Genomic DNA, 18092 nt, shown 5'->3' on the forward strand with positions numbered 1-18092 from the left:
CGGCTTTCGGTCTGCCAGGTTGGAGTCTCACCCGGAGCGGCATGGGGTGCAAAGATGTAATCAAAGCGGTGGGGAAACAGTTCCAGAAATGTATCATTCCACTCGCGCACACTTTCAAAGCGAATGGTGCTCGTTTCTTTCATGTCAAACTTTAATCAAGCAACAAAACTTCTCACACGGTTTGTCTGTAAGCATGGGTCTGTCAGTGTTTTATGAGAGGCTGACACCCTTACAGAATTGAGGTTGAGATTATTCTTCCTGATCATTAAACAACCTGTTTTAACGCACAGTGAGTCAGTCAACTGAATCAGTTGAAGTTCTCTTTAGAGTTGTCAACACTGGCTGAAAAGGTTCAGATATTTGGGTTGTTGAGATTGCTTTGTTAGCCAATTCTAGGCTCTAAAATCTTGCAATTATTTTTTTCGTTGCATCATCCTAGAGTGTCAATCCGGTTCTCAGCCCATTTTGTTATGGAACTCTAGAGAGTCTGGCAATCTTGTCAACATTAGCAATAGTTCAAACCCTGATTCTGGGGGAGCTTTCTGACTCACCTTCACCCCATCGAATGTGGCTACAGCTATATCAGGGGGTTCAAAACTTTTGTCACTCAACCTGGGAGTTGCCCCGATCTAGATCTGATTGTCAAATGTGTGAATGTTTCAACATACTAGGCAACCCGTCAACTTTGTCAATTAAGGCTATCCTTAACCCTGGGCTAACGCTAAATTGTTGCTGAATTCTAGAGCGACGTGTCAATTTGTCAACTTGTTGGGGTGGCTCACCCAAGCGAGGCTTTATGACTCGGAAGGCTCAGGCTATGTTGCTTTAATCTAGAATAGCCTGTCAATTTGTCAATTGTGACCACAATTAGAGGCTTCATTGGGTAGTGTTTCAGATCTATTGCTACTAACCCCCGGCTGTCGCCGTCCCCCTTACCAAGGGGAACTACAGGGAGTCTTACAGAGGTTATCAACAGGTTTGGAACACCACCGCTTCATTGATCAGGGGACGCAAAAAGTTGTGAGATTCTAGAGAAGCCTGTCAATTTGTCAATCTGCGATCGCCCCTCTGCTTTGTTTCTTAAAACTAGTGCAGCTGTCAATTCTGTCAACGCTGAGATGAGCTGATCCCAATGTCTCCGCTTACGCTTCACTGGCGTCACAGGAGAATGGCAAGAAGGTTGACAATGTAGCCTGATCCTAGATTAGTTGTCAATTTTGTCAATTGTTAAATTATTTAAAGCTTTTGAGGCAACCATTGTCTTTTGAAGGTTACGGCTATGATTGCAAACGCTTTACGTTCAACGCTTTCTGACGATGGGCAGTTCTTTGTCATCGCTCACACTGGAGGGGCGATCGCTTTGATGTTAGTCGATCCTAGAGTCAAAGTTCCGCGATCCTAGTGGGATAGTAGAGGTGTAGATAGGAGGGGCGATCGCCACACTCCTGATATCAGAAGCCGTTGCCGACTTCACTAAAAAAACTCATTGCCTTAATCAACGTATCGTGTTGACAGATTTGCTCCAGTGACTTTTGATCACTTGTGCTCAACGGTATACTAAGCCGATAATAGTTCGCCTTAATGTATTGCCTGTGACTCAGTTAAATGACCTTGCTCTCAGTGCAACCTCCATGCTGAATGAGTCTCTCTCTGTTGATCCTGCTGCTGTTGTTTTAGATCAAAAGCAGGTGCAGGATTATGTTGCAAAGCTAAAAGCAGGGAAATCATTTCTGAATTTAGTGCTGATTCATGTTGCCACTGGAATTAATCAATTTCGGTTGCGGTTAGCAAACACACGACTTAAAAATGAACCAGATGTCATCAATCTCTACGACGAGACAGAGAAGATTGGTGCATTGCAAAAACAAACCATGATGCATCTTGAGCGACGATTTCGCTCGGTGTTGAAGACCGATGAGTTTTGGGAGCAGGCAGCAACCTGGATCTTAGGACGGTTGGATCAGTGGCAACGGGAAGGATTGATGCCATCTGATTGCGCTGTTGTGGGTGTGTTGTCGCTGGAGTCGGGGGCTGATTTAACAGACAGTGATGAGTGGCGCGAATCACTGGTGATAGGAGCTTGCGCGTTTCACACTGCGAGTCAATGGTTACGTCATCTCGATTTGTCGGGGCATAGTGCTGCCGAGATCGATAAATTGTTGGGAATTCAATCTAACGATACGCCTACGACACGGGAAGCTTTATTTCAAGATACGGATGTCGAACGAGTGGCTACAGGGTATCCCATCCTGACTGGAGCACAAGCTCTGATCAATTCCCAATGGGAGGATGGCGAATATCCCTACTGGAAAAAACTGGTTGGGGAAGGCTTCATTCAACATCAAATTGTCCGTCAGAGTCCGTCTAGCCAGCAGATTGAGTTGGTTCCCAGTAAGGCAGCATGGGAGATCATTAACCAATTCGGTCCTGAAGCTGCTTATGTCTTTTTAATTTTTTCCTCCTATGCCACTGATTCAGAAGAACCGTGGGCAGAGCAGATTCGCTTAAAGGGAACGGATTTAATTCGGTTGTTTGGCTGGGATAAGCGCACAGATATTACGATCGCCCAAAAACTCAAGAAGATTGGCAACCTGGTAGAACTGGTTTGTAGCCTCTCGGTCCTGGTAAAAAACATCAATATTGGCGCAAAGCGATACGACGTTGAACGGGGTGCGATGTGGATTTTAGAAGGGTTAGGTTATTCTGGTCAGTTGGCTCTGACGATGGATGCTAACCAACCTGATTCCCCAACTTATGAGGCGGGCGAGCCGGATGAGTTGTATATCAAAGTGCGCCCTGGGGTATGGACTGAGAAATTTTTAAACGCCAAAGATGCCAATGCAAAAGAGTCTCTGTTTCAATACGGTTATTTAGCGAAAAGTACGCTTCAGATCAATCCTTATCGTCAGCGATTAGCGTCAAAACTAGCGATTTTTCTGACGATTATGAGTCGCATTCGTGATGATGGGCGATATGAAGTACAAACCTTATTAGAGCGGTTAGAACCCAAGGAACTGCTGCAAGCGATTCGAGAAGATCGTTTGCGTCGCGTTAAATTGATCAATCAATGGGATAGTGCTCTGTTAACGCTCAAAGAATTGGGATGGGAGATTGATTTTGATTCTGCAACGTATCCAGAAAGCATCAGACCTGCCTGGTCTTTGAGTGATGATTTTGATTCTGGATATCGCCCCCGAAATTGGTTAGCTACCTGGCTGAAGGCGATCGTCATCATCAAGCCATCTGTTAAGATTCAGGAAAAGCTTGGTGCTCATGGACCCATTACGCTAAAACCAGCTCGCCCAGTTGCTCAGTCTACTCCACTGACAGGTGAAGCGATCCAGATGGCGTTGAATGCCAAAGGAATGACCAAAGCCCAGTTGGCAGATGCGTTACAAGTCGATCGCTCCCTCGTGACGCGCTGGCTTAAAGGGCAACGTACCATCCAACCCAAACATCGCGAACAGATCAAAGCCTTGCTTGGAGATGTGGTGACTCAGCAAGCGTAATATTTCTCTTTGCAGGAACTTGGAAACAAGATTTGTTTGGGATTGTTTTAGAGAGAGTAACAGAAGAGGGATATTCAGTCACAAATCCTCCGTCCTGACTCAGACCCAAGACGTACCCTTAAGGGTACTGCGATCGCTTCACAGAAGTTGGAAGATATACACACAGCATTTGAGTAGTAGGGATTATTTAGAGCCATAGTTACTGGGATGAGAATGGGGTGTAGAGGTATTCTGGGCTGGGGGCACTGTCCATACCTCCTATCTGTTCTAACTTAGATAGCGATCGCAATACTCTTCATCTTTTTTGCTGTGTAGAAAGCGTCTATTCACGTTCAGTTGCTCTGAACACCGCTACGGCAGGTAATAGATCGCTGACAGAAACAGGTTTGATAAGGGCTGCGTGAATCCCGCCTGGCAGTAGTGATTCGCGTGCAAATTTATACATCATGGAGACTCATCAGTAAATAGGCACTGAAAATCAACTCCCACCAGCGTTCCATGCATTCACACTGACGACTCCATTGGCAGTTTTGCCCAGATTACCCAATGTATTGTTTGGCAGCATAGTCAGTTGTGTTGCCCTTCTTGACATCCCCTGTCTCATCAATACATAAGCTAATCGGTCGAGTTGCGATCTGTTGTCGAATTAGATGTAACCGAATCGCTCTGACTTGTTCAACCCGGACTTGTTCAACCCGCCACACCCCATCGCGTAGAAGGTGATGTAAACTTTGCCCATCTTTGAGTCCGGTGAGTTTGGCAATCTCCAGTAGCGTCTTGCGCGGCAGCGGACTGAGAATGCCGACATGCAAGTACTTGAAGCATTCATACAACCGAATATCTGCAAAAACTGAGCGGTATAGCAGGCAGTAGTCATCAATGAATCTAATGGTTGCAACAGATTGTCGTGACTCCATCCAATTTTCAGGTAGAACGCAGCTTCTTCCAGCTTAATCTGCTCCTATTGAAGTAACAAAAGAGGGATTAGGATTGGGTGGAAACCCTGGCTGGGGCGCAGCCCCTACACCCCCTTTTATTAACTGTTTCGACAGTTGCTATATACCTGCATTCAGCAACGCCTAAAAAAAGACCCGGCACGCAAGCCAGGTCTTGAAGTCATAACTCTCTCAATGTCTCATACTCAAATGGGTTGATGTCGTAGAGGGGATGATCACCCCTGAAGGCGACTACAATGCGATCGCTTCGTCAAACGCAACGCCACGGTAAACCAGATGCAGCACTCGTTGCATCATGGACAGTTTGGCTGCGTTGTGAAATTGGAGAGTTGCTCCCCGATATTGCCCGGTGATAGGAGCATCAACCACTGCAACGGGTGCAATATTTGCATCGTAACGAACACCACGGTAAACCAGTTTCATATGTTTCGCCTCTTGTTTGTAGCGTTAGTTGGAGGCGCGTTCCTTCAGGACTTCTTCCTTACTTCCGTCTTCAACCTTTGTTTGTAGGGGGTTGAAGATGAACGATTTCTATACTTTTCATAGTATCGAACTCATTTATCCTGCCCATCCTACAATCGGGTGATTCGATCGGGTGAACGGCCCATTTCACGAGTCAGCGCAAGCTCTCACAGGTTGTCGAGAGAGCAACTGGAGCCGATGCTAACAACTCGATGGTTCCATTGGCACTGGTTCTCCAGGTTTGCGCCTCAATGAGGACTGGGGGTTCACTTGAAGACGCGACAGATGCGTTGGAAGTACCTGAATCATTAACACTCACCCAACCTGTTAACAAATTGCTGCCGCTGAGCAGCTCGCCTGGGTTCGGTGGCAATCCACCCCGACCTGTCACCACAAACTCCCCGTTCAGTACTTCATTGCGTCCACAGTGTTGGGCGATTTGCTGGGATGCGTCTATGACGGTGGTGGGTAGCTCGACTAAGCCCTGACTCGGATCGGTCGAGAGGAGGTCAAAGGCGATCGCCCCTGAAGCCCCAAACTCAGAACTGGCACTGATATCGCTGGTGGAGTTGCGCCTGAGTTGAGCGAAGCTAAAACGAGTGCTGGTTTGATCCTGCAATCCAAACAAACGATTTGCCTGGATGCGAATGTTGCCTCCGGTGCCTCGTTCAGCGGTGGCAATCAAGTCATTGTTTTCGTTGGGCAGAGCCAGGATGAACCCACTGGGTGCATTGATGCTGAGATTGCCCCCATCCGCATCATCAAAGGCTCTGGCGGAAATCAGGCTACTGTTTCGCATCAGCAATTGCTCTAACCCTAAAAGTTGTAGGTTTGCTCCTTCTCGATTGCTCGACGTGAAACCTGTTTCTGCGGTCAGTTGTCCGTTGTTGAGTTGCAAATCGCGAGTCGTGATGGATAGTGTTCCGGCTTGCCCTGCTGTGCTGCTGACGGTGATTACAGAGTTTCCCTCGACTCGGAGGCGATTGCTCCGAATGGTGAGGTTTCCAGCGACAGGGACGCTCTGATCCGTAATGGTTCCCGTTGCCTCAGCAGCAAGCCGACTGCGATCGCTCATCACAACTGATCCGCCTTCTTGCAGAGTGATACTCAAATTGCCTGCCCGCCCCTGCATGGTCGAGGTTGAAATGTCGCTATTCCCACTGAGTTCCAGACTATTGGCTGCTTCAATCACGATATCCCCTCCACGACCTGCGGCTGTATCAGCCGTGATACGGGAGCGATCGCCCAGACGAATATTACCCGCACGGATTCTCAAGTCTCCAGCCGACCCTTGCCCCGTACTGCTGACGGTGATTTGGGCGCGATCGCCTAACGTCAAGCGATCGGCATTCCAGATCTCTACACTTCCAGCTTGTCCACCACCCGTTGCAGCGGAGGTGAGACGACTTCTATTGAGGGCAATATCGCCCCCCGGTTGCATCTCAACGCTGAGATTGCCAGAGCGCCCAGTTTCGGTGGAGGCTGAGATCGTCCCATTCAAGACTTGCAAAGCCTGTAATCCACTCAATTGGATATTGCCTCCAGTGCTGACACGGGATGAGGCGGAAATCGTGGCTTCATCTCGCAGCGTCAGTTGTCGTGTCTGAACCTGTAGATTGCCTGCGTTTCCAGTGGCTGTGGATCGGGCTGATAGAATGCCATCACCCCAAAAGGCGATCGCTTGTGGAGCAGTGACCTGCAACGTTCCTCCCTGCCCTGTGCCAGATGTGGATGCAGAGATTTGAGCACCTCCTTGCAGATGGATGGTCATGCTCTCCCGGTTGTAAGGCTGCAACACCAGATTTCCAGCCCTGGCTGCTCCGGTGGTTTCAGCAAAAATGCCACTGGTTGCGCCCGATACGTTGAGGCGATCGCTGCTGACGGTAATATTACCCCCCTGGGTTTGAGCTGTTGCGGTTGTGGTTGCGGTGGCTGAGATACGTGCCCCCTCCTGGAGTGTCAATGTAGGAGCCGCCAACCTAATATTTCCAGCCTGCCCAGCCCCACGAGTCTCTACGGTCAATTCCCCATTGCCCCTGATCTGCACAGCGTCCGGTGCTATGACGGTTAAGCTGCCGCCCTGACCCCGGTCTGTAGTTGCAGCGGAGATGCGGCTGTTCTCACTCAAGGCAATAGTCAACTGATTGTTGTAGTTCGGTTGGAGAGCGATGCTTCCTGCCTGACCTGTTCCCTGGGTCTCCGCTAACAGGCTACTGGTATCGGAAAGATTGACGCGATCGCTTCTGACAAAAATATTGCCACCCTGAGCCTGGGGTTGGGCGGTTTCAGCAGCGGTCGCAGATACCTGAATGTTACCCCGCACATCGAGTAAACCCGTGTCAATTTCCACATTGCCTGCCTGTCCAAGGGCTGTCGTCTCCACAGTCAATTGCCCATCACCCTGCAGAGTCAGGCTGTTTGGTGATGTTAAGCGTAAATTTCCACCCTGCCCAGCCCCACGAGTAGAACCAGAAATTTGACTATTTTGCAAAGTAACCGTGAGGGATTGCCCCTGGTTAAACGGTTGTAGCGTAATATCACCAGCATTACCCCCCCTGAAAGTATCGGCTGAGATTTGCCCACCGTTTTGCAGGGTAATCAAGGGGCTAGACAGAGTGATGTCACCCGCCTGTCCCAATGCTCTTGTTTGCGTTGAAATCCCGCTACTCACTAAAAAATTATCAATGAGCGATGTTTGTAGGGTGTACGTTCCCTGACTAGCAATTTGAATTTCATAGCCATAGATAGTGCTGAATTCACTGACACGAAGATAGTAAGTTCCTGGTTTGTTAAAGATATAAGTCAGATACGCATCGTTTGGACTGGTACTACCACCGGCTCCAAGAGTAATAGGAGCGTTATTATTTGAGGCGATTTCATTACCCCCGCTATCATACAAACGCAGCAGAGTATTAATATCTCCTTGAGCATTTGCGTTGTCGATGTCAAAGATGGCTTGAGTGCCAACGGCATCAACGTTGAAGGCATAATAGTCGAAATTGTTACTTTCAAACGTGTCGCCGCCTCCAACCCCTGCGATCGACACATAGGGAATCTGATCAGACAGTAAAACATCTGGATTAGCGGTTGCATTCACAGTCAGGGAAGGATCAATGACTTGAGCGAGTGGAAAATCAGCCAGCACTCCCCTATCAAAGAAATCCTCGTTAGTTGCATTGTTGGGTTCAATCTCAGGTAAGGTGGCTGATGTTCTGAAATTCACATTGGGTTGACGGGTTCCCACTCCGGTTATAAACACCCCTTCAGCTGCCCCAATGGAAATGTCTCCTCCTGCCCCAGTCTCACTCAAGATGGCACTTGTATTAATGACACTGTTTCCTTCCAGGCGAACAGCCCCTCCAGCTTGCAGGTTGATTGATCCTGCTCGTCCACGTCCAGCCGTTAAGCTAAAAATACTACTATCCCTCAACTGAATATCACGATTGGCTGTGAGGAAGACATTCCCTGCATCTCCCACACCAAACGTGGCAGTGTTGAGTAGAGAGAAATTGCTGAACTGAATTGTATCCGCAGCAATTTGAACCGCACCTCCCTGCCCGGTTGATTCGGCTCCAGGCTCAAGCCCCGTCACTAAGCGGCTACCATCAATCGAAACGGCTCCTGTTGCGAGAATAGTGATATCCCCTGCTCTGCCCTGTCCATTGACCGTTGTGGTGAGTAAGTTGTTAGTGAAGGAAACGGAATTTCCCCTTACTCCAATGTCTCCACCATTGCCACCATCCCCGCTAGCCGCATTGACATTGCTGCGAAGGGTGCTGCCATCATTTAATCGAACCTCCCCAGACTGACTGAGCAGGGAAATGGTGCCTCCCCTGGCCGTTAGTTGTCCATTCTCCAGGATCTCTCCTGCCACGATAGGCAAAGAATTGCCATCATTGATGGATGAATCCAGACTAGCTGTGGTGATGTCCTGATTGGCTTGCAGTTGAATCCTGCCGCCTTCTGCAGCAAGGGTTACTTGTCCTGCTGCACGAATCTGTGATACTGCATCCAGATCGACGCCTGCGGTTAATTCCTCAACGGCCAAATGACCACGAGTTTGCAAAGCAATGTCTCCACCCTGGAGATGAGCCTGGATACCTCCGCTACTGCCTGCTCCCAAAATGATGTCACGTGGGGAAAAGGGTGGGTTGGTTTCTATGGCTGTGTTGATCCTGCCCGTTGTCAATGCTGCATTTGCCTGTAAGGAGACATCTCCACCTCTGGCTACCACTGTTACATTTTGGATTGTACCTGTATCTAAAAAAGGCTCTGGTTGCCTTGAAATGGCTTGTGCAGCCACACTGACATTGGCTCTGGCATAGGTAGAAAGGTTCTCTGTGGTTGTGAAGCCGGATGACTCTATGGCGATCGCCCCACTTTCAGCAATGGTGGTTGAGTTGCCAGCATTACCTGGCAGGATGGGAATGTTGGCATCTGTTCTGGCGAATGCGTTGGCATTTAAAAACGCTTCTGCAGAGGTTAATACCTCGCGCGTAGTCACATCATCAGTCGTACTGAGATTGACGTTTCCACTCCTGGCGATCGCAGTTGTATTGCCAATCTCTCCAGCAACCGCTGATCCTCGCCCAAAGGCCAATACTGATGCATTGGCACGGGCAGAGGTGCGAGTGTAAATCTCTTCAGCAGAAATCAATCCGCCTGCGACCATAGCAACATCTCCTCCAGTTACAATAGCGCTGACATCGCCAACCTGCCCTGCGGTAGCTGCTGCCCTGGCGAAGGTGACTCCCTCAGCGTCAGCGTTTGCCTGGGCTTCTGCTGCACTATTAATGAAACCAGTGCGAATGGTATCAGTAGCCGTTAACCCGATTCTTCCTCCAGTTGCAGTTGTTTGAATGGTGCCGATTTCTCCAGCATCAATGATGGGGGCAAGGGGATCGGTCGCATTGATCAGCACATCAGCATACACAGTTGAATTTAAATTGGCAGTTGCGATCGCTCCCCCCGCATCCAGGGTAATCCGCCCTGCGGTAGCCGACAGTTGAGCATTGGTAACAATCCCGTCATTCAAGACTGCATCACGAGTAAACACAAGCCGACGCACAGAGGAATCCAGGACTTGAGTTGTAATGTTTTCGTTAGCAAGGAGTAAAATGTCACCTCCGATAGCAGTCTGGTTGATATCTCCTGATGTGACAATCACCTGCTCAGTCACTGCCGTATCTACATTACCCATCAGGTCAATACTGCCGCGAGCATCGATTGTGATGTTTCCTCCTCTGACAGAATCTCCCGCAAGGTTGCCAATTCCGGTACTGATACCTCCGGTTTGAATATTTCCTCCCGGCAACGCCCGATTTGGTTGATACTGATTGGTTAGAAAAATAGTGCCGCCAGGGTTGATAATGCTGCCAATCGCAATCTCTGCGCTCGTTCCTATGACACTGGTGATGGCAGGATTGGGATCCCGTGCGAGGGGTGGGTTTGCCGCAGTAAAGGCAGTGGTTCCGGCACGGATGTCCAACGTGGGCTGAGTTCGCCCATTAATGGGCAGCGTTGAACCGTCGGAAAGGGTGACGGTTTCGACCCATCCATTCGCAGGATCGGCTCCGGTAATGGTGATGTTGCCCGGAATGGTGACCCTCCCTCCTGCAAAGATGTGCAGTGAGGCTCCGGTGTAGCTCTCGAACTCGACATCCCCACTGGTGCGAATGATGGGATCGTTGGGACTGACCAGATCCCCCAATCCCCCATTCAACTGCTCCACGCGAAACCCACCACCGCTCCAATAGTGGGCATCCCCGATGACAGGGTTGGGCGATCGCAACACCATGTCACCCCCTGAAAATAGACCGCTACTAGGGTGATTTAGCGCGAAGATATCTACTGTGCGATCGCCCTGTATGGTCAGACGGCCATGGGCACTGGCAATAAAAGGTTGGAGGGTCGTATCTCGAATCAAAACGGTATCCGCCGCTTGTAGGGTTAAGTTCTGTCCTGCCCGGAGTTGCCCTTGCAGGTCAAGATTGCCTGCGGCGAGAGTCAGCCCTCCTCCCGTCGTCAAATTGCCCCGGTTAATGATGCTGCCCCTGCCGGGTTGCAACCCAATCGGTACGTTGATAGATAGTAGGGGGGGAGTCTGGGGATTAGTTGCGCTGAACTCGCTGCCATCTGAGAAGGAGAAGCGATCGCCCGTACTGGCAACAAACGCTCCCCGAATGTCTAACTGAGCATTGGCACCTAAAACAATGCCACTTGGATTTAACAGAAATAAGTTTGCGGCACCATCGACACCGAGCGTTCCCAAAATATTGGAGACAGTGCCACCCGTGACGCGAGTCAGGATATTTTGCACCCCAGAGGGGTTAGAAAAATAGACCCGTTGACCCTCGCCAACATTGAATTGAGAAAAGCTGTGAAATAGGTTGGCTCCCCGCAGTGCGCCACCTTCAATCCGATTTCCCTGCCCTCCCTGTCCGGTTGGATCAGGTCTGATCATTGACCGCTCGGTGCCAAGGGTATTATCAGGAAGGATTTGTGCCTGTACATTCTGTGCTGTTGCTAGACTGAGCAACCCCCAAACCGTTACACCACCGCTAAACAATCTTATCCAGGCAGGAAATCCCAGCATGATGTCTGCAATAAACGAGTATGGAGCAATAATAATGGCTAGCGGCTAAGTGTAAGTATCTCGTGTGGGCAGCGATTCTGCTAATTTTCGATATCTTCAAATTTGTAAAAAGATTGTTTTGGACAGAGAAGATCTGGAATAGCAGGGATAGCCGTAGCCCCATTCGATGGGGCGGAGGCAAGTCAGGAAGCTTTCCCAGCATCGAGGTTTGAGCCATTGCCTTTGCCTTAAGCTTTCTGACCAAAGCTCTACTTTTTGGGGTAAGGCAAGCTCATTGTTCTGGAAAGGATCGCAATCCTCAACACACATCTGAATTCGCTGGGGGGCGGGTTGCTCGATTATCGGGGTAGTGTTTTGCCAGTTTGCTACGCTTGATTGTGACGAATGATTGTGATTGATAGCCTATTGCCCTCTATGACGTTGGCGTTGCTCTAAAAAAGTTAGCTATAGTAGGTGTAGAACTGTTCAGCGCGCTACAGAAAAACAAAACAAATCTCAGAGTTCACAAGCTCATTGCTTGAAGTTGATTTAATCAAATATCTGCGGTTGGCTGGGTAGGATTTCTCTGCAACCCTATTGCAGCTATGGGTTAGATCTGGAGCGATGACTGAGCGATCGCCTCGTTTTCAGAGTGCCCACACTCAGGATCATAGATTCAATAAAATGCAATTTGGTGGAAGGGTTTAGCATTACTAAACCCGTACAGCCAGGAAGTTGCTCACGCTATTGAACTCATCTTCCTTGACTTGTGTTGTCTCTCAACATTGCTTGTTGAATGTCTGGAGATTTTTTAGATGAGAAACAAGTATGTTAACCCTCTCTCAAGATCAAAATTTAAACTGCACGATCAGCTATGTTCTTGAGCGTCTTAGCTCATTTGATGTGGCTCAATTTCTTCCTTCTTTTGATAATCTTCCACGTGATCCCTATTTAGATGGAAATTATCGATTCAGACGGTTCTCTCACTTCAAAATTTCTAATCATCATCTAGTGCAGTTACCCCATATCGCATTTCTGCAAAGCAAAACATACAACCCTCTGTTAGGGGATGTTACTCGTGAATATCTCGAATTGGATGATGCACTGATTCATCTGCCAGCATTTCAGACGCTGGTATTAGAGTTTTTTGAGTTCTGTCAGCGATGCTCAACCTTTGATGAGGTCGGTGTGCATCAAATTCGCATTACAGCTAATGAAAACGCAGGCAATCCAGCCCCAGAGGGAATCCATCGAGATGGTGTAGATTTGATCGGGATTGCCTGTATCCATCGGGAGCACATTGATGGGGGAGAAACGCACCTCTACCCCTCCAAACATCACACTCCAGATCAAAAACCAGCGTTTACTAAAATTCTTGAACCCGGTGAGTTGCTCGTAGTAGACGATCGCCAGTTTTTTCACTTCACAACCCCAGTCAAAGCACAATCACCACAGGGCGGATTTCGAGATGTATTTGTGTTTACCTGCCCTGGCTTACCGCACAATCAACGTTAACCTTGTTGAATGGTAAGAACACGCTCGACAGAAGGAATGCGCTATGGTGGCTCTCGATTTGGATTTCATTCGTGGTCAGTTTCCTGCCCTTTCACAGGAAGTAAATGGTCAGCCCGTTGTCTTTTTTGATGGGCCGGGTGGCACACAGGTTCCTCAATCGGTCATGGATGCGATCGCCAATTACCTGACAACCTCCAACGCCAACACGCACGGTGCGTTTGTCACCAGTGTCCGTACAGATGATGTGATCACCGCCGCTCGAACAGCTATGGCTGTTTTTTTAGGCTGTGATGCGGATGAGGTCGTCTTTGGCGCAAATATGACGACATTGACGTTTGCCGTTAGTCGGGCAATCGGTCGTGAGTTGCAGGCGGGAGATGAAATTGTCGTTACCCGCCTTGACCATGACGCCAATGTCACTCCCTGGACAGTGCTGGAGGAACAGGGTGCGGTGATTCGCGTGGTCGATATCCATCCTGAAGACTGCACGTTAGATATGGCTGACCTGGAGCGACAGATCAGCGATCGCACCAAAATGGTTGCAGTTGGGTATGCCTCGAATGCAGTGGGCACCATCAACGATGTCAAAGCGATCGCGCAACTTGCCCATGCCGTTGGTGCACTGGTGTTTGTCGATGCAGTCCACTACGCACCCCATGGACCCATTGATGTACGGGCGATCGACTGTGATTTTTTAGCCTGTTCTGCCTATAAATTCTTTGGACCACATGTTGGCATTCTCTATGGCAAACGGGATCATTTAGCCCGACTTCGCCCCTACAAGGTGCGCCCCGCATCGGAGGAGGGACCATCCCGTTGGGAATCGGGAACCCAGAACTTTGAGGGATTTGCAGGAGTAGTGGCGACTATCGCTTACCTGACAGAATTGGGCTATCACATCTCACCGACTGCTCCCAATCGCCGCACCGCCCTGTTAGCCGCGATGTCTGCCACTCAAGACTATGAGCGAGAATTATTTAAGCAACTCGTGCCTCGCCTCCTGGAGATTCCGGGGTTAACGTTTTACGGCATCGCTGATCCGGCTCGTTTTGAATGGCGAACCCCAACAGCAGCTATTCGACTGGAGGGGCATACCCCTCGCTCGGTTGCACAAGCCCTGGGCGATCGCGGCATCTTTGTCTGGAATGGCAACTTTTACGCACTCAACCTCACTCAACGCTTAGATCTTGAGTCGAGTGGCGGTTTGGTGAGAATCGGTCTGGCACACTACACCACGTCAGACGAAATCGATCGCCTGCTCAAGGCACTAGACGACATTGTCTCCTAACATAACGTTTCAAGAATCTTAGAAAAGACGAGGTTGCTGCTTTGTTCCACAGAAGGGCTGAGGTCTACGCTAAAGCCCAAATTCTCGGCTTCAATTAAGTAGACCGTGACATCGGTCGGGAACTCTGAGAAGATTTTGCGTCCGGCAGCAAGGGCATGATCCCAACGAAAATCGTGCAGATTGTAGCTGGGACTGGGCAACGCCTCCAGTTCCGATCCGGGGACTTCAAACACGGCTCCGGGGGGTGATCCGGTGGAACTGGCATCGATAATGATCAGGCGATCGCTTCCCTTGGCGCGAAACATCACTTCAATTCCGGCAGTGCCACAGTCAAACACTTGCACATCGGGAATGGGATGAGCGGTGAGGTGAGCTTGCAGGCGTTGGGCGATCGCCACTCCAACCCCATCATCACCTCGATTAGGATTACCACAGCCAATGATAGTGAGCATAAGCGGAAGTAAGGGAGGGAGGGAGGGGGTGAGGGGGTGGGACTAATGATTAATGACTAATGACCATTAACTACTGACCACTGACCATTAACTACTGACCACTGACCATTAACTACTGACCATTGACCATTGACCATTGACCATTGACCATTGACCATTAACCATTGACCACTGACCATTAACCACTGACCATTGACCATTGACCATTAACCACTGACCATTAACCATTGACCATTTGACCCCCGCCCCCTAACCCAATTAAGCCGTTCTAAACCGAGCCAATTCTTCACCTGTTTTGGCATCATGTGCGTGAACAGTGCAAACCAGGCAAGAATCGAACGATCGCGCTACGTGCCCTACCTCGATCGGGTCTGTTGGATCTTGAATCGGTGTTCCCACCAGGGCAGACTCAATCGGACCCAGTTGCCCATCACCATCGCGAGGACCCACATTCCAGGTGGTGGGTGCAATCATTTGATAGTTCTTAATCTTGCCACCTTCGATTTCAACCCAGTGACACAGCGCACCCCGTGCGGCTTCCGTTGCGCCCCAACCGCGTCCATCTTTCTCAGTGGGCTTAATGTAGAAAGGCTCATTCAAGTGGAATTCGCGCAGGCAATGTTCCGCTTGACGGTAAAGTTTCACCAACTCGTGGACTCGTGCCATTTGTCGCACATGAATATTGGCACCACCCATTGCCTTAAACATACTCAGGATAAAACCATCGTAGTGTTGCCACGACTCGCCATGTCTGCCACCTGCAACCAGTTGTCGCGCTAATGCTCCGGCTTCTAACCGTCCCGATTGAATATGGCGAACAGCACTTGACCAGGAGTATGCCCCGTTGAAGTCATGTTCATTCTTTTGAATCGGTGTCGTGGTGCGATCGAACGGATGCACATCGGCATTCCCTTCGTTATACCAGGAGTGGCTCGTGTTCTCCCGCGCCAGAGCGTGATTCATCAAGGTGTGCGTATCCGTAAAGCTGTCGTACACACCACTCTTCATGATCAACGCTGCATTGCGTCCTTCAATGGTCGGTTTCTGATACTTGTCTTCGTGTGGCAGGTAACCCCAGGTGACGTATTTACCGACACCCGCCCCGTACTTGTCCAACCCGATATCCAATCCCATCCGCCAGTAGAAGCCCAAGTCAGAATTCGCGTGTTTGGGGTCTTCATCTAACCAGATCAGGAAGTCCTCATAGGTTTGGATCTCTTCGTAACGTTCCAGAGAACAACCGAGCCATACGGGTTCTAACCAGTTCTTGCGGAAGTATTCGAGAATCGACCAGGCGCGGGTAATGTCCGTTAGCGTCGGCGCACACATCACACCACCGGGAACCATGTAGCTAGAGTGAGGCCACTGTCCGCCGAGCAGGGCGTAGATTTCGACGGGCTTCCCGGAGATCGTGACACCCAACTCATAAGAAGTTCCGGTATAGGCAGCAAAACGGCGGCAGGCTTCTTCGTAAAAGGGACTGTGCTGATATTTCTTGTGGGTCAGGTCGATCGCAAACAACCCATAAAAGTAACGAGGAATGCTTTGAATCGATTCGGCAAGCTGTCCTAAATTTCGCGCCAGAATGGCGTTACGCGGAACTTCTGTCCCCCAGGCGGTATCGAGTGCCCAGGAGGCGCAGGTAAGGTGAGAACCACCACAGATACCACAGGCGCGGGGGGTCACAATCAGTCCTGCTTGCGGATCTTTGCCTTTGAGAATAATTTCAAAACCGCGAAACAGTTCGGCGTGAGTCCAGGCGTTGACGACCTGACCATCTTCAATTTCCACGCGAACATCTAAATCGCCTTCTACCCGTCCGACCGGGGAGATGTCTAACGTTTGAACTGGCATAGTGTTTGGGATGAGTAGCTAGTTGGGAAATGGGGAGTGGGGAATAGCCGTTTGTCGGTTATCATTTGTCATTTGCAATAGCAACAACTAATCAACCAATGACTAATGACCACTGACTAATGACTAATGACCAATGACTTAAACCGTGAAAATATCTTCTTCTGCCCACCGGGGAGTAGCATCTTTGGCAACGATACTGAGCAGGGCGTAGTCCTTCTTGTTAACTCCGGTGGGAAGTTCTTTAGGTACACCCATCACTGTTTGCGTTTTGAAGACAGTGCCCGGTTTGAGATCGTGGAAAGGAAATTCAGGTTCAGTGCAACCCATACAGGGCATTCCAGCGCGGGTTTTAGAGGAAACGCGATTCCACAGAATGCGGTTGCAGGAGGAGTGGGTCATGGGTCCACGACAGCCAAGATCATAGTAGAGACAGCCACGCCGTTGACCAAATTCGTGAGTTCCAGCTTTGTAAGCGAAGTGAACGTTGCGGGTACAACCCGTTTGAGTGAAGCTCTTGAAGAAGGTTTGAGGACGGTTGAGTTCGTCGAGGGTAACATCGCCCAGGCGATTAGTGGCGATCGCCACCAATATTTGCGTAATCCAATCCGGGTGTGCCGGACAACCGGGAATGTTGATGACTGGAAGCCCTGCTTTAGAGCGATAGTCTTTGCCAAGAAAACCGCCTTCTTGACGTTTGAGGAACTGCAACCCTTGAGATTCGCTGGGATTAGGAGCCATCGCAGGAATACCGCCCCACGTCGCACAATCGCCCACGGCTACAACAAAGCCAGCAACGGCTGACAAATCGGCTAGCCAATCCTTCATCGGACGTGCCGCAAAGCGATTCCAGGTGCCAGTGCCATTGGGGGCATTAACGACGCTGCCTTCAAATACGAGAATGTCGAGCGCAATTTTGCCGCTGACACAATCCCACAAGAGTTGCTGCAACTGTTCGCCGAGTTCCAAGCCCAGCGATGGATGCCACAACACGTTGATTCCGAAGTCGGTGATCAAGTCACAAACACTCGGTTCTTCTGCATTCAAAAACGACATGGTGTTGCCCGAACAGGCACCACCCTGAAGCCAAAGGACGTTTACCATACTGAACCTTAGCTAGCCTTAGCGATGTGTAAATTGTGTAGAAGTTGCTGAAAGATTCACGCAGTGGATTCAGGTTATGGGTTCGTCGCCTTGTAGTGAATCAGTGAAATGAGCACTGTAACTCAACTCAATGCAATGCATTGCAGAGATCCAAATAAAACGCGATCGCACCAGCAACAACCGAAATCATTCAAGCCGTAAAAATCATCCTCCACTACTTTCTCGATTTTGATTCCTTCTCTTAATAAAGATTTTGGTTTTGAATCAATCCAAAATCAAAATCTCACAGTAAACACTTCTCAAAACCATCAGGATTAAAGGAATGTACTCAAATGCGATCGCTCTCAACAAAATTTCAAAACTCTTATTCAGTAAGCGTTT

Annotated in this window: 11 protein-coding genes and 1 riboswitch; of the genes, 4 read left to right on the forward strand and 7 right to left on the reverse strand. The window is 49.5% G+C overall.

All coding sequences use genetic code 11. The features are described from left to right. The first annotated feature begins 1279 nt into the window (after positions 1 to 1279). Entirely contained in the window at positions 1280 to 1402 is a 123-nt protein-coding gene (locus tag H6G89_RS35980; protein ID WP_255519543.1) for a hypothetical protein, read from the forward strand. A gap of 190 nt (positions 1403 to 1592) precedes the next feature. Then, a complete protein-coding gene (locus tag H6G89_RS36290; protein ID WP_190513576.1) occupies positions 1593 to 3509 on the forward strand; it encodes a helix-turn-helix domain-containing protein in 1917 nt (638 codons plus the stop codon). A 539-nt stretch (positions 3510 to 4048) separates the two neighbouring features. On the opposite strand, the gene H6G89_RS29735 is transcribed toward H6G89_RS36290, so the two are convergent. From H6G89_RS29735 to H6G89_RS29745, 3 genes are all read right to left on the reverse strand, one after another. Next, positions 4049 to 4426 carry a transposase gene (locus H6G89_RS29735; protein ID WP_190513578.1) on the reverse strand — a complete coding sequence of 126 codons (378 nt, stop codon included), beginning with the start codon at positions 4424 to 4426 and terminating at the stop codon, positions 4049 to 4051. A gap of 270 nt (positions 4427 to 4696) precedes the next feature. Beyond that, positions 4697 to 4888, reverse strand: a complete 192-nt coding sequence (locus H6G89_RS29740; RefSeq protein ID WP_190513580.1) for a DUF4278 domain-containing protein — start codon at positions 4886 to 4888, stop codon at positions 4697 to 4699. Positions 4889 to 4921: 33 nt separating this feature from the next. Continuing rightward, positions 4922 to 4994, reverse strand: a riboswitch (Glutamine riboswitch). An 87-nt stretch (positions 4995 to 5081) separates the two neighbouring features. Continuing rightward, positions 5082 to 11522, reverse strand: a complete 6441-nt coding sequence (locus H6G89_RS29745) for a two-partner secretion domain-containing protein (RefSeq protein ID WP_190513582.1) — start codon at positions 11520 to 11522, stop codon at positions 5082 to 5084. Positions 11523 to 12329: 807 nt separating this feature from the next. Between H6G89_RS29745 and H6G89_RS29750 the strand changes: the two genes are divergently transcribed. After that, positions 12330 to 13016 (forward strand): 2OG-Fe dioxygenase family protein, encoded by a 687-nt coding sequence (locus H6G89_RS29750; RefSeq protein WP_190513584.1) that lies wholly within the window; start codon positions 12330 to 12332, stop codon positions 13014 to 13016. 43 nt (positions 13017 to 13059) lie between these two features. Beyond that, on the forward strand, positions 13060 to 14304 hold the full coding sequence (locus H6G89_RS29755) for a cysteine desulfurase-like protein (protein WP_190513586.1): 1245 nt from the start codon (positions 13060 to 13062) through the stop codon (positions 14302 to 14304). Here H6G89_RS29755 and H6G89_RS29760 read toward each other — a convergent pair. The 4 genes from H6G89_RS29760 to H6G89_RS29770 form a co-directional block, all read right to left on the reverse strand. Further along, positions 14301 to 14756, reverse strand: a complete 456-nt coding sequence (locus tag H6G89_RS29760; protein ID WP_190513587.1) for a hydrogenase maturation protease — start codon at positions 14754 to 14756, stop codon at positions 14301 to 14303. The two genes, H6G89_RS29755 and H6G89_RS29760, sit on opposite strands and share 4 nt — an antisense overlap. 56 nt (positions 14757 to 14812) lie before the next feature. Then, a complete protein-coding gene (locus H6G89_RS35985) occupies positions 14813 to 14935 on the reverse strand; it encodes a hypothetical protein (RefSeq protein ID WP_255519544.1) in 123 nt (40 codons plus the stop codon). Between the two features lie 79 nt (positions 14936 to 15014). Next, complete coding sequence (locus H6G89_RS29765; RefSeq protein ID WP_190513589.1) at positions 15015 to 16610, reverse strand: nickel-dependent hydrogenase large subunit; 1596 nt, start codon at positions 16608 to 16610, stop codon at positions 15015 to 15017. Between the two features lie 138 nt (positions 16611 to 16748). Continuing rightward, on the reverse strand, positions 16749 to 17711 hold the full coding sequence (locus H6G89_RS29770) for a hydrogenase small subunit (protein WP_190513591.1): 963 nt from the start codon (positions 17709 to 17711) through the stop codon (positions 16749 to 16751). Between the last annotated feature and the right edge of the window lie 381 nt (positions 17712 to 18092).

It is taken from the genome of Oscillatoria sp. FACHB-1407, assembly GCF_014697545.1.
Lineage (GTDB): Bacteria > Cyanobacteriota > Cyanobacteriia > Elainellales > Elainellaceae > FACHB-1407.